The sequence below is a fragment of the Chlorobium ferrooxidans DSM 13031 genome (assembly GCF_000168715.1).
Lineage (GTDB): Bacteria > Bacteroidota > Chlorobiia > Chlorobiales > Chlorobiaceae > Chlorobium > Chlorobium ferrooxidans.
The window spans coordinates 1-12570 of sequence record NZ_AASE01000023.1; the positions used below are offsets into that span (position 1 = coordinate 1).

Below are 12570 nucleotides of genomic sequence, written 5' to 3' on the forward strand. Positions count from 1 at the left end.
GGGATCGGTTTGAGAGGTGATTTTTTGAAAATGGTCTATGCTGATCTCCGCCAGGAGAACCGCTCTTTTCCAGGCGTTCCGGCCATTCTGTTTCCGGTAAGTAAAAAAACTGTTCCATCTCCTGTTCGGCGCAACAGGATAAAGCGCATGATGAGAGAGGCCTACCGGATTGAGAAGTCATCGGTAATAAGGAGCGGTAGAGATGAGCAGGATGGTGCTGAGGCAAAGAGACTCTGTATTGTCTTTCTTTTTACGGGAAGAAAAAAAACACTCCCCGACTTGCAGACATTCAGGGAGGAGATCAGACGGTTAATGCTGAGTATGAGACTTTCCTGAACGAGAAAGTCAACGATGGCTTTTATTAATACAGCACTCATGACTGACAGTATTTTATACCGGATAAAGGATGGACGCATGACTATCTGGAAGTATGTCAATGAGGTACCGATTTTACTGATAAAATTTTACCAGGTTTTTCTTTCGCCTCTGCTTGGCTCTTCCTGCAGATACTACCCTACCTGTTCCGCCTACGCGCTTGAAGCTTTTCGCACTCATAATTTTTTTTACGCCGTCTGGCTGACAGTGTGGCGTATTCTTCGATGCAACCCCTTTGCAAAGGGCGGGTTTGACCCGGTACCCTTGCGTAACAACGATCTTCACGGTAAAATTAAAGAGAGAGGTAATGGATAGAAAATCATTGACAGGCCTTGCGCTTATTGGCTTGATTATGTTCGTCTGGCTGCAGTTCATGTCGCCGGAGAAAAAACTGTTGAAGTCACCGGAAGCGGTGAAAACAGAGCAGGCCAGTCCGCAGGCACTATCATCTCCTGTGGCAGCGGCTCCTTCCGCGGATACGTTCGGTGTTTTTGCCACTGCGGCTGGAGGTCGTGAGCAACTCGTAAAGGTTGATAATGATCTTTTCAGGGCAACGCTCTCTTCCAAAGGCGCCACACTGAAGTCACTGGTTCTCAAAAAGCATCTGAATGGAGAGCGCAAGCCGTTCGATCTGGTCAGCAACACCAGGAACGGAGCCCTTTCACTGCTCTTTCTGACCCGTGAAGGGAAAAAAATTGATACCCGCGATCTCTATTTCAGCACGGTAACGCTTGATTCTGTTCGTGCGATCAGCGGCAAACAGAGTTATGCGGTTCGCTATCACCTTGACATTGCCCCCGCCCAGGCTATTGATATAACCTATCTCTTTTCCGGCGACAGCTATAAAGTCGGCTATGATGTCAAGCTTACAGGATTTGCCAGTGAGCTTGCCGGTAATGAGTATCAGCTCCAATGGGATGGTGGACTCGGTTATTCGGAAAAAGACCGCAAGGATGAGTCGCAGAGTGTGCTTGCAGGCGCCTATCTTGGCGGAAGCCTTGTAAAGCTTGATGCGGCCAAAGAGAACGAGACCTACCGTGAAGAGCAGTCCGGAGAAGCCAAATGGGTAGCAGTCCGCAACAAATATTTTGTTGCAGCGCTTATTCCCTCCAGGCGTACGGAAGGCATCCATCTTGACGGTAAAAGAACAGCCGGTAACGAGTTTGAGAACTATACGGCAGCGCTGAAAATGGGCGTTCCATCAACCGGAACGGTATCGGATGACAAGTTCAGCCTCTATCTCGGGCCGCTTGACTACAATATTGTCAAGTCACAGCATGCCGGTCTTGAAAAAATCATGGACTTCGGCTGGGACTGGCTGACGAGACCTTTTGCCGAATTTATCATTCTGCCGGTTTTCAGCTGGATGAACACCTTTGTAAGCAACTACGGTCTTATCATTATCATTTTTGCCTTCCTGATCAAGCTGGTCACCTACCCCCTTTCAATGGCTTCGACGAAGTCCATGAAAAAGATGTCGGCACTTCAGCCGGTGCTCAAGGAGCTGCAGGAGAAGTATAAGGATAACCCCGCAAAGCTGCAGAGCGAGCTTGGACGGATCTACAAGGAGGCAGGAGTCAACCCGATTGGTGGCTGTTTGCCGGTGGTGCTGCAGATGCCGCTGCTCTTTGCCATGTTCTATGTGTTCCGCTCCTCGATAGAGCTTCGTCAGCACAGCTTCCTCTGGGCAAAGGATCTCTCCGTTCCGGATTCCATACTCGACTTCGGATTCAGCATTCCCATGTACGGAAATCACATTGCGGTCTTCCCGATTCTCATGGCGGTGACGGTTTTTATGCAGCAGAAAATCACACCGACAACGCAGAGCAATGATCAGATGAAGGTGATGATGTACATGTTCCCGGCCATGATGCTCCTCTTTTTCAACAACATGCCGGCAGGCCTCGGTCTCTACTATCTGATGTTCAACATTTTCAGTGTAGCGCAGCAGTTCTATATCAACAAGACCACCACTGCCGCCGATATGCCGAATGTGACACTCACAGTGCCCTCTTCAGGCGGATCCCGTAAAAAGAGCAAAGGGGCGTCGAAAAAGTAAATAGTGGTGTTATGGCGCCAATCGAGCAGGCCGATGTGTGGCTTTTCCGGTTACTGAACCTTCGTCTGGTTCATCCGGCAGTCGACGACCTGATGGTTTTTCTCACCAACGGCTCCCTTTCCCGTCATATCGGCATTCTGGCAGCGCTCTTTATGGTCATCCGCAGGGGCAGGCAGGGTTTTCTTGTAATCCTGCTTGCCCTTCTTGCTGTCGGCATGGCTGATTTCATTGCCTCCGGTATCTTCAAACCGCTTGTCGAGCGCATCCGCCCCTGCTTTGCCCTTGATCAGGTCCGCCTGCTCATCCATCAATCGAGGAGCTACTCGTTTGCTTCATCCCATGCGGCGAACTCGGCAGCGGTTGCCGCAATCACCTGGATTTTCTTTCACCGTGGTGAGAGGATCGAAAAACTCTTTACCGTTCTCATGATCGCCTACGCGCTTGCCATAGGCTTTTCGAGGATCTACGTCGGCGTTCACTATCCCGGAGATGTGCTTGGCGGCATCATGATCGGACTTTTCAGTGCAGCCATTGTCTATCTGCTCTTCTCCTGGATGGTGAAGAACATTGTTCAGCCCCGCTTCATGCGTCAAAATGCCCTTTCCGGTGAGTGAGGTGTATTGGGGAGTCGATCTTGGCGGAACCAAAATCGAGGCGGTGGTGATTGATGGCGCCCTGAAGCCCATCTGTCGTCGCCGAATTGCCACAGAAGCTGAAGGCGGCTACAGCCACATCCTGGAGCGCATCAGCACGCTTCTTGACAGGGTATCCCGTGAGAGCGGGTTTCCCATACCGGAGCGGATAGGGATCGGCACACCCGGACGGTATGACGCGGTATCCGGGCGCATGAAAAACTCAAACACGGTTGCACTGAACGGTCGCGATCTGAAGCGCGATCTTGAGCATCTTCTCCATCGGGAGCTGCTCATTGAAAATGATGCCAACTGTTTTGCCCTTGCCGAATCGATGCTTGGCTGCGGGGCCGAAGTGATGCGTGATCCCTCAAAGATGGCCTTCGGCATTATTCTCGGTACCGGTGTCGGCGGCGGGATAGTGTGCCACGGAAGGGTTCGTCACGGCGCCCACGGTATTGCCGGAGAGTGGGGGCATAATGAGCTTCTGCCGGATGGAGAGGCCTGCTACTGCGGCAGGAGGGGCTGCGTGGAAACGGTTATTTCCGGCCCGGCGCTTGAGCGCTACTACAAAGCGCTTACGGGCAGTTTCAAGCCGCTGTCTCAGATCGCTTCTGATTATGGTTCGGACAGTGCGGCGGCAGAGACCATCGAGCGCCTGCTCCTCTATTTCGGCAAGGCACTCGCCCGGGTGATCAACATCCTCGACCCCGATCTCTGCATAATCGGCGGCGGAGTAGGTCAGGTTGAGCAGTTGTACTCACCGGAGGCCCGTTCAGCAATTGAGCGCCACCTCTTCAACAGCGAACTCCGAATCCCCATTCTCAAGCCCCTCCTCGGTGACAGCGCCGGAGTCTTCGGCGCCGCGCTGTTAGCCCGCACTACCTTGCACTAAAGGGTGTGGAAATTACCGGCTTTTTTTATGTACTGAATGCGGGGGGTTTTGTATGTTAACGGGTTGCTGTGCCGACTTGGGCGATCATGGCTTCTTGCGGAATGGCTGTAACGTATTGATTTTATAAGTTATAACACGGGTGAAATGGCAGAGGATATTGTTTTCAGGAGAGGGGATATTATTGAGCTGGTCGTAACCGATCTGGCGGAGAAAGAGCAGTGTTTCGGGCGGCTTGACAGCGGCATGGCGGTTATGGTCAACGGTATGCTTGCGGTCGGCGACCGGGTGTCGGCCAGAATCAAAAAGGTGAAGCAGCGCTACCTTGAGGCGATAGCCGTTGAGGTGCTTGAAGCCTCGCCTGACAGAACGGAGCCGGTGTGCAGCTATTTCGGCGTCTGCGGCGGCTGCAAGCTGATGCACATCAGGTACGAGGCGCAGATTGCCTACAAAGAGAAAAAGGTGAAGGACGCGCTTGAGCATCTCGGAAGTTTTTCCAATCCGCCGGTTTCGCCTGTTCTGGCGGCGGCCTCTCCCGTTCACTATCGCAACAAGATCGAGTTCTCCTGCTCCAGCATGCGCTATCTCCTGCCGGAAGAGCTTTCGCAGGAGGAGCTGGAGCGCCCGAAAAATTTTGCGCTGGGATTTCATACCCCAGGGAATTTCGAGAAGGTGATCGATATCGACTACTGCTATCTTGCCACGGAGCTGATGAACCGGGTGCTCAAACTGACCCGCGAATTTGCCCTTGCCAACAACCTTGAGCCCTACGGCGTCCGGGCACATACCGGATTTTTGCGCAATCTTGTGGTGCGCTTCAGTGAAGATCAGCGCGAGCTGATGGTCAACCTCGTCACCTCCTGGTACGATGAAAAGCTGATGCAGCAGTACAATGCCGCCCTCCAGTCGGCTCTTGCAGGCGAGAAGGTGACGGTGGTCAATAATGTTACCTCAAGAAAGAACGGTGTCGCCACCGGCGAAGAGGAGTTTCTGCTCAGCGGCACGGGTATCATTACCGAGCGCCTCGGAGAGCTTGATTTCAGAATTTCGGCCAACTCATTTTTTCAGACCAACTCCCGGCAGGCCGAAGTGCTCTACAACGCCATTCTTGATGTTGCGGGACTCAACGAGGATGACACCGTCTATGACCTCTATTGCGGTACCGGAACCATCACGCTCTACATGGCCAAACACTGCCGGAGTGCGGTCGGTCTTGAGGTGGTTGAAAGTTCAATCAACGATGCCCGCAGCAATGCGGCTCTGAACGGAGTCGAGAATGCGGACTTTTATCAGGTTGATCTGAAGGATTTCCACGCCATACTCGACAAACTTGAAAGCCATGGGGCTCCGGGGGTGATCATCACCGATCCGCCGAGAGCGGGCATGCATCCTAAGGCGCTTGAAACCATGCTCCGTTTCCGGCCAAGGCGCATCGTCTATGTCAGTTGTAATCCGGCAAGTCTTGCCCGTGACGGCAAGGAGATTGCACTTCAGGGCTACACGCTCAAATCAGTTCAGCCGGTTGATATGTTTCCGCATACGGCGCATATAGAGAGTGTGGCCTGTTTCGAGCTGGAGCGCCCCTATTAATCTGTTCCGCGATTCGATGGCATCGTTGGGCGGTGCTCGGAAAAGAGATCAAGGACTACAAGGACAGCAGGGACTACAAGGACGAAGAGGAATTTGCCGGGGCAACCACAAGGGATTGTTCCTGCCATTTCGTGTGATTTCGTTAGTTTCGTGGTTCAAAAATCCTCAAACCGTTCACGACGATTAATAGCGGGCTCTTCTCTTATTTGTTATTGATTTTCGATCAGGGTGTAGCTGGCGGGTTCCGCTTCGGCGGCTTTTGCGGCTTCCCAGGCGGAGAAGCGGTCTACATCCTGGATGATGGAGGCAAAAACGGCTGAAACGATGGCAATGTCGTCGGCAAAGCCGATGAGCGGAATGAAATCGGCTATGGCGTCAAACGGGGAGACAAAATAGATCAGTGCTGCGGTAACAAGCACAATGGTCTGCCAGGGCACGTCGGTGTACTCTTTTGTAAAGTAGCAGCGGAGCATCCGTGCCAGCGACTGGATTTTTCCGGATATTTCCGAGAGCTGCGAGGTGTGTTTGCCCGGTTTCGAGAGCTTCACTGCCGTTTCGAGCAGTTTTTTTCTCTTCACGGGATCCTTGATTGCCTGCTCAGCCTTTCTCCGGGTTTTCTCAAATCGTTTACTCATGGCTCTTCTTATTTTCGGCTCGCTTTGAGGAGTGTCTGGCGCTCGCTTTCGGTCAGTGAGGTATATCCATGCGCCGAAATCTTGTCAAGAATAGCGTCAATTTCGGCTTCAGACGCAGGTTCTGCAGGTTTCTGTTTCTTGTAGAGCTGAGGGCCGGATCTCTTTTTTCCCGAAGAGCGGAATTTTTGGAGTACCCTGGAGATCGACCACTCGTTTCTTTTTATGGTGATGTAGATAAAACCGATCAGCATGCCGCCGAGGTGGGCGAAATGGGCGATGTTGCTCCCGCTTCCCATGGCCCGGCTGCCGAGTCCGGAGAAAAATTCGATAAGAGCATAACCGGCAATGAAATATTTTGCCTTCAGCGGAAAGAGGAAATAGAGGAAGATGTAGCGATCGGGAAACATCATGCCGAATGCCAGCAGCACGCCGTAGATTGCCCCTGATGCCCCTACTGTAGGATAGGGATCACCGCTGGTCATCAGCAGGTTGAGCGCCGCAGCTCCGATTCCGCAGACAAAATAGTAGATATTGAACTGTCGTGTACCCCAGTGGTTCTCTATCTCGGCGCCGAACATCCAGAGCGCAAACATATTGAAAAAGAGATGGGTGCCGCCGCCGTGAAGGAACATGTAGGTAACCGGCTGCCAGAGTCTGAAATTGCCTGAACCTATCGGCCAGAGCGCCCCGATGGAGCTGATGACCTCTCCGTACGGCGTCATTTGCAGCAGGAAGACCGCAATATTGATGAGAATAATGGCTTTTATTGCCGGAGGTATAAACTGAAAACCTCCGGGGCTGTATGGCTGACTGGAATTGTTCATCACAATGTCTGGTTCTGCCTGTTCTCATGATGCAGAGAGAGAACAGGCCTGTCGAAAGTTGCTTCCGTAAAGGATTGCAGTGGTGTACGGAAACGGTTAGTCGTTCAATGCGGCAATACCGGGCAGCTCCTTGCCTTCAAGGAATTCAAGGCTTGCTCCGCCTCCTGTAGAGATATGGGTAATCTCCTTTGCAAGTCCTGCTTTGGCGATAGCAGAAGCCGAGTCTCCTCCGCCGACAATGGTTATAGCGCCCTTGGCGGTGGCGTCAGCCAGAGCTTTGGCAACGGCCATGGTGCCTGATGCGAAATTGTCTATTTCAAACACACCCATCGGTCCGTTCCAGAGTACCGTGCGGGCCGAGAGAATCTCCCTGCTGTAAAGCTCAGCCGTTTTCGGTCCTATGTCCACACCGATCATGCCTTCCGGAATGGCGGATATCAGTTCCGTGCGGAACTCTGCATCAGCTGAAATAGCGGGAGCCACAATCACATCTTCCGGCAGAAGCAGCTTTATCCCCTTTCTTTTTGCCTCGGCAAGGATCTCAAGGGCAAGCTCAATTTTGCTCTCCTCAACGAGTGAGTTTCCTACCTCGTAGCCCTGGGCCTTGAAGAAGGTAAAGACCATGGCCCCGCCGATCAGCACCGTGTCTACTTTTTTAAAGAGGTTCTCAAGGACATCTATTTTTCCTGAAATTTTTGATCCGCCCAGAATGGCTACAAACGGGCGTTCCGGATCCTGAAGGGCTTTTCCAAGATAGAGCAGCTCGCGTTCTATAAGAAAGCCTGCAACTGCACTCTGGACGTAATGGGTAATCCCCTCGGTTGATGCGTGCGCCCTGTGTGCGGTTCCGAAAGCATCATTGACGTAGATCTCGCCCAGAGAGGCAAGCTCTTTGGCAAAGTCAGGATCGTTGGCCTCTTCCTCGGGATGAAATCTCAGGTTTTCAAGCAGAATAACCTCTCCGTCCTGCATGGCAAGTACCTGCTGCATGACCTCGGTTCCGATGGAATCTTTTGCCATCGTTACAGGCGTGTCGATGAGCTCCGAAAGTCTTTTTGCTACCGGGGCAAGAGAGAAGTCCGCGTTGACTTTGCCTTTTGGTCTTCCAAGGTGTGACATCAGAATCAGGCGCCCGCCATCGTCGAGAACTTTACGAATGGAGGGGAGTGATTCAACGATTCTTTTATCGTCGGTAATGTTTTTGCTGGCGTCAAGAGGAACATTGAAATCAACGCGCATTAATATCCGTTTGCCTTGGATGGAGACGCTGGACAAGGTCTTTTTCTGCATTGCTGTTATGATTGATTAAAAAAACAATTGCTGGTAAATAGTACTAATCTACAATATAATCAATTCACCTGACAGGATATAGGAGACGGTAATCTGTCGCTCTCCTCTCAGGGGGTCGTGTTTCTGCGGGCCTGACGGTATTTTTTAATGTTTTCGTTATGCTCTTTGAGTGACACGGCGAAGTTATGTCCTCCGGTACCTGTGGCAACAAAGTAGAGAAAACCGGTTTCGGCAGGCTGAAGCACCGCAAGAATGGAGGCAGTTCCGGGATTGCAAATCGGACCCGGAGGCAGCCCGTTATGGCGGTAGGTATTGTAGGGAGAGTCAGCCACGAGATCACGATAGAAGAGCCGGCGTGCCGTTCCTCCGAGTGCGTACTGTACCGTCGGATCAGCCTGAAGGCGCATATTTTTTTTCAGCCGGTTGAGATAGACGCTTGCTACAACGGGTTTTTCCGTGTCCAGAGGAGTTTCGGCTTCGACAATTGATGCGAGTGTCAGAAGTCCGGTTTCGTTCATCCCCCGTCTTGCGGTCACGGTTTTGAGGCTGTCGGTATAGAATTTCCTGAATCTTTTTACAAGAAATCCGGCAGCCGCGTCAGGTGAGCCGCCCCATGCAAAGTCATAGGTTCCGGGCAACAGGTACCCCTCTGCATTTTTTGCCTTGATGTTGTATCGCCGAAGGAGGCGCTCACTTGATGCCGCAGCCATGAATGCGGTTGAATCAAAGTCGAGTTTTCCCGAAAGGATTCTGGCAACTTTTTCGAGATTGATCCCTTCGGGGAGTGTGATGCGAACTTCGTCCTGCTTGTGCGAGTGAAGGTAGTAGAGCAGCATGAAGTTGGACATTCCGGGAGGGATGAAATATCTCCCCGGCTTGATGCTGTGCAGGCGGGGAATAATGCTTCCGGTGATGAGTACCGGCCATTTGCTTTGTATCGTGCCGTTACGGGATAGTTCACCCACAATGGCCTGAAATCCGGTTTTCCGGTGAACGACGAGGGGTGTGGTTGTTGTGGCGGTGTTGAGGCCGGGCCAAAATAAAAAGAACCCCAGTGCAGTCAGCAGAAGGGCTGAGGCAGCTAATAAGGGTTTTGGTAACGAAACTTTACGCAGTGCCATTCGGAGGGGATATTCGGTTAGCTGGCAGGGATATCCGGCTGACTGCTTTTCCAATCATGTTGTACCAGGCGACTCTCTTCAAGAATGCAGCGGTAAATTTTTTCCAGCGCAAGAGATTTTCGGGGTGAATCGGCATGGTTCAGCACATTGTTCAGCACCTCTTTTTCCCTTTCAGGCTGGAGCACCTGCTCTCCGATTCTTGATTTCAGTGAGCTGATATTCTGTGCGCAATGCAGTCTCTGGCAGATAAGAGCCGATAACTGCTGGTCAATGACGTCGATTTTTTTTCGCCATTCGTCAAGTTCCTGCCTGTGCGCTGTATTGTTGACGGTACTCTGCGACATTATGATAAGAAATGGTTAATAAATGTTCCTGCTGCTTCCCGGTCCTGCTCCGGGCACCCTGCATAGACGATAAGCGCTGCCGGATTGTGCCTACATTTTCCCCCGGGTGAACAACTCCGCCCACTGTGCTACTTCCTTATCGCTCAGCGGCTCTCCCCTTACGGCTTTGTCGATGGTTTTACCGAAACCGGATCGACGCTTCCCTTCCGAAAGCGGAGCGGAAGTTCCGTTTTCGCCGAGTTTTAGCGCGAATGCTTCGGATTTTATACACCGCGCACCGAACGCTTCGCTGTAGCGGCGTATTTCATCGTCCGAACTTACAATAGTAACCTTTTTTACGTTTGTGTTCAATGATTTTACGTAATCAATGATCCATTGATCGGCGCTTTTTGTGGCCGGAGTGAAAACAATATGCAGAGGAATGATGCTCGAGTGTTCCCGGGCGCTTCCTTTTCCATCATAGACAATGGTGACGGCACATCTGTTTTTTCTCTGAAATGAGAGGAGCTTTTTTTCCATTTCCAGCCGCAACTGCTCAAGCGGGGATGCAGATGGTGATGGAATCAGCTTGTGGATCAGGTTGTAGCCATCCACCACGAACTCTCTTGAGGCGGTTTTCATCGGGCTCTCTGCCTTTGGAAATATGCATAAGAACTACAGTATAAAATAGAGGAATATTTTTTTAGTGCATCCTTTTTTATACATTTTGTAATGTGGAGGAAAGTGGTAAAAAATGGGGGTTGCTGGTTATTTTTTCACTGTTTTTTTCTGTTTTTTGCCTCTCCTGCATGAGCGGAGAGGGTTCCACTCATGATTCATATCTGCATAACGGAAGCTAATCGGGTTGCCAAAATGGCCGGCTTTATAGGAAAAGAGATACATGCTGTCGATGAAAAAGGACGGCTGATGATTCCTGTCAGGTTTCGCCGCAAGTTTGGTCGCCCGGTCGAAGATGGTTCCGCTGAATGTGTCGCCGGTCCGGTCGAGGAGCTCTATATTATGAAAGCCCCGGATCGCTCCATTGAGCTTTATGAGCCGTTTGTCTGGAGCGGTATTCGCAAAACCATCTCGGCTCTTTCTGATTTTAATCCCGAAGAGCGCCTCCTGAAGACATTGATGTATGAAAGTCTTGAAATTGTTACCCTTGACCGTCAGGGCCGGATTGCTCTCTCACGGGAGTTTCTTGATCATGCCGGGATTTCGGGGGATGTTGTGATTATCGGGGCCGATACAAAAATGACCGTCTGGGACCCAAAGCAGCTCTCGACCGTGCTGCAGGAGAGTTCAGGCCGGATGGCTTCACTTGCCGGAAGATATTTTTAACGGACATGGCACAGGATACTTTTCACGTGCCGGTCCTTGCCGATGAGATCGTTGCATTTCTGGTACAAAAACCGGGAGTCTATGTTGACGGTACTCTCGGCGGCGGCGGCCATTCGCTGGCAATTCTCCGGGCGCTCGAAAAAGCGGGATATCTCGAAAGCTCACTCCTGATAGGCATTGATCAGGATGATGCCGCTCTCCGGAAGGCAGAAGAGACCCTCAGGGAGTTCCGGACGAATTCGGTGCTCGTCAAAGGGAATTTTGAGGAGATTTCAGGAGTGATACAGAGGGTTTGCAGCGAAAGAGAGCGCCCACGGAAAGTTTCCGGAATTCTTCTGGATCTTGGCGTATCATCCTTTCAGATTGACAGTGCGGAGCGGGGGTTCAGCTATCTGCGTAATGGACCGCTTGATATGCGCATGGACAGCAGCGGGCAGCGCAGCGCAGCAGATATTGTCAATACCTGTGATGAGCGGGAGCTGGCCCAAATTTTTTACCGGTATGGAGAGGAGCCGAGAAGCCGGGCGATTTCGCGGGCGATTGTCGGCTACCGCCAGAAGCATGGCCCGATCAGCACGACAGAGGAGCTTGCCGGTATTATCCGCGCTATCGCTTATGGCGGTGATAATGTCATTAAAACCCTTTCAAGAGTGTTTCAGGCTCTCCGCATAGAGGTGAATCGTGAACTTGATGTCCTTCGCGAAGCACTTTGTGACGGTATCGAATCGCTTGAAGATCATGGGCGGATGGCGGTTATCAGCTATCATTCACTCGAAGACCGGATCGTGAAAACAGTTTTTGCCGATAGTGCCCGAGAAGACTGGGGCCCTAAAGGAGTAGGTTTGCGGGAGCCTCTCAAGCGAGGCGCCATCAGGCTTGTTACCCGGAAACCGCTGATCGCTTCATCCGGGGAGACGGCTTCAAATTCAAGAGCGCGAAGTGCGAAATTGAGAGTCATTGAAAAAAATCCGGAGGGAGGTTCCTGTGCGAGCTGACAGTGTTATTATCTCGGCCCTGAAGAAGGTGCAGGGCGCGTTCAGGGGGCGGAACGGAACGGCTTCTGACAGTCAGTTTGCACCTGTCCGTGGCGGTGAGCCCTTTTCACCCGGAACCCCCCGTCCTGAAGCAATGCGTTCCGAGCTCTCCGGCAGTGCGTCAAACAGCAATGGCGCCAGTGAGTCCGGCGGAGATCCATTTGACTTTGATATAGCTTCACTCTTGCGGTTACGCTCTTTTTTATACCTTCTTGGCGGTACCGTTGTTTTTCTGTTTCAGACCAACAATACCCTTTCGATAATCAATCTTGCCAGAGAGAATGAGCGCCTCAGGGAGCAGATTCAGATGACATCCAGTGTGATAACCTCGCAGGAACTGAAAGTACATGAGTTGCATAGTATCCATAATATCGTGCAAACGGCCGAAACTCTTGGTCTTATGGCATCCGGTGAACCTTCTGTCAAACTTGGGCAATAAATGATCTGCCAC

Annotated in this window: 15 protein-coding genes; 9 read left to right on the forward strand and 6 right to left on the reverse strand. The window is 51.6% G+C overall.

What is annotated here, in order from left to right:
- From CFERDRAFT_RS09635 to rlmD, 6 genes are all read left to right on the forward strand, one after another.
- On the forward strand, positions 1–336 hold a 336-nt coding region (locus tag CFERDRAFT_RS09635; RefSeq protein WP_040433667.1), incomplete at its 5' end, for a ribonuclease P protein component.
- Between the two features lie 78 nt (positions 337–414).
- Positions 415–690: a membrane protein insertion efficiency factor YidD gene (gene yidD / locus CFERDRAFT_RS09640; protein WP_040433669.1), complete on the forward strand. Its 276-nt coding sequence runs from the start codon at positions 415–417 to the stop codon at positions 688–690.
- Positions 683–2434, forward strand: a complete 1752-nt coding sequence (gene yidC, locus CFERDRAFT_RS09645) for a membrane protein insertase YidC (protein ID WP_006367055.1) — start codon at positions 683–685, stop codon at positions 2432–2434. Before yidD ends, yidC begins: the two co-directional genes overlap by 8 nt.
- Positions 2435–2445: 11 nt before the next feature.
- Complete coding sequence (locus tag CFERDRAFT_RS09650; RefSeq protein WP_006367056.1) at positions 2446–3048, forward strand: phosphatase PAP2 family protein; 603 nt, start codon at positions 2446–2448, stop codon at positions 3046–3048.
- A complete protein-coding gene (locus CFERDRAFT_RS09655; protein WP_156778060.1) occupies positions 3041–3961 on the forward strand; it encodes an ROK family protein in 921 nt (306 codons plus the stop codon). Before CFERDRAFT_RS09650 ends, CFERDRAFT_RS09655 begins: the two co-directional genes overlap by 8 nt.
- Before the next feature lie 144 nt (positions 3962–4105).
- Positions 4106–5548 carry a 23S rRNA (uracil(1939)-C(5))-methyltransferase RlmD gene (gene rlmD / locus CFERDRAFT_RS09660; protein ID WP_006367058.1) on the forward strand — a complete coding sequence of 481 codons (1443 nt, stop codon included), beginning with the start codon at positions 4106–4108 and terminating at the stop codon, positions 5546–5548.
- A gap of 209 nt (positions 5549–5757) precedes the next feature.
- On the opposite strand, the gene CFERDRAFT_RS09665 is transcribed toward rlmD, so the two are convergent.
- The 6 genes from CFERDRAFT_RS09665 to CFERDRAFT_RS09690 all read right to left on the reverse strand — a co-directional run bounded on the left by CFERDRAFT_RS09665 (position 5758) and on the right by CFERDRAFT_RS09690 (position 10383).
- On the reverse strand, positions 5758–6183 hold the full coding sequence (locus CFERDRAFT_RS09665; RefSeq protein WP_006367059.1) for a YkvA family protein: 426 nt from the start codon (positions 6181–6183) through the stop codon (positions 5758–5760).
- Positions 6184–6191: 8 nt separating this feature from the next.
- Positions 6192–7007 (reverse strand): rhomboid family intramembrane serine protease, encoded by an 816-nt coding sequence (locus tag CFERDRAFT_RS09670; protein WP_006367060.1) that lies wholly within the window; start codon positions 7005–7007, stop codon positions 6192–6194.
- Between the two features lie 96 nt (positions 7008–7103).
- Positions 7104–8297, reverse strand: a complete 1194-nt coding sequence (locus CFERDRAFT_RS09675; protein WP_006367061.1) for a phosphoglycerate kinase — start codon at positions 8295–8297, stop codon at positions 7104–7106.
- 107 nt (positions 8298–8404) lie between these two features.
- Positions 8405–9418, reverse strand: coding sequence for an endolytic transglycosylase MltG (gene mltG, locus CFERDRAFT_RS09680; RefSeq protein WP_006367062.1), 1014 nt, complete (start codon positions 9416–9418; stop codon positions 8405–8407).
- A 17-nt stretch (positions 9419–9435) separates the two neighbouring features.
- Positions 9436–9762, reverse strand: a complete 327-nt coding sequence (locus CFERDRAFT_RS09685) for a chorismate mutase (protein WP_006367063.1) — start codon at positions 9760–9762, stop codon at positions 9436–9438.
- A 90-nt stretch (positions 9763–9852) separates the two neighbouring features.
- A complete protein-coding gene (locus tag CFERDRAFT_RS09690) occupies positions 9853–10383 on the reverse strand; it encodes a YacP-like NYN domain-containing protein (protein ID WP_006367064.1) in 531 nt (176 codons plus the stop codon).
- 231 nt (positions 10384–10614) lie between these two features.
- On the opposite strand from CFERDRAFT_RS09690, the gene mraZ reads away from it, so the two are divergent.
- Genes mraZ through CFERDRAFT_RS09705 form a run of 3 tightly spaced genes read left to right on the forward strand, consistent with a single transcriptional unit; the run spans position 10615 to position 12558 of the window.
- The gene (mraZ, locus tag CFERDRAFT_RS09695; RefSeq protein ID WP_040433675.1) at positions 10615–11085 is read left to right on the forward strand and encodes a division/cell wall cluster transcriptional repressor MraZ; all 471 of its coding nucleotides are present in this window, start codon (positions 10615–10617) and stop codon (positions 11083–11085) included.
- A gap of 5 nt (positions 11086–11090) precedes the next feature.
- Positions 11091–12080: a 16S rRNA (cytosine(1402)-N(4))-methyltransferase RsmH gene (gene rsmH / locus CFERDRAFT_RS09700; protein ID WP_006367066.1), complete on the forward strand. Its 990-nt coding sequence runs from the start codon at positions 11091–11093 to the stop codon at positions 12078–12080.
- Positions 12070–12558, forward strand: a complete 489-nt coding sequence (locus CFERDRAFT_RS09705; RefSeq protein WP_006367067.1) for a hypothetical protein — start codon at positions 12070–12072, stop codon at positions 12556–12558. Before rsmH ends, CFERDRAFT_RS09705 begins: the two co-directional genes overlap by 11 nt.
- Positions 12559–12570 lie beyond the last annotated feature (12 nt).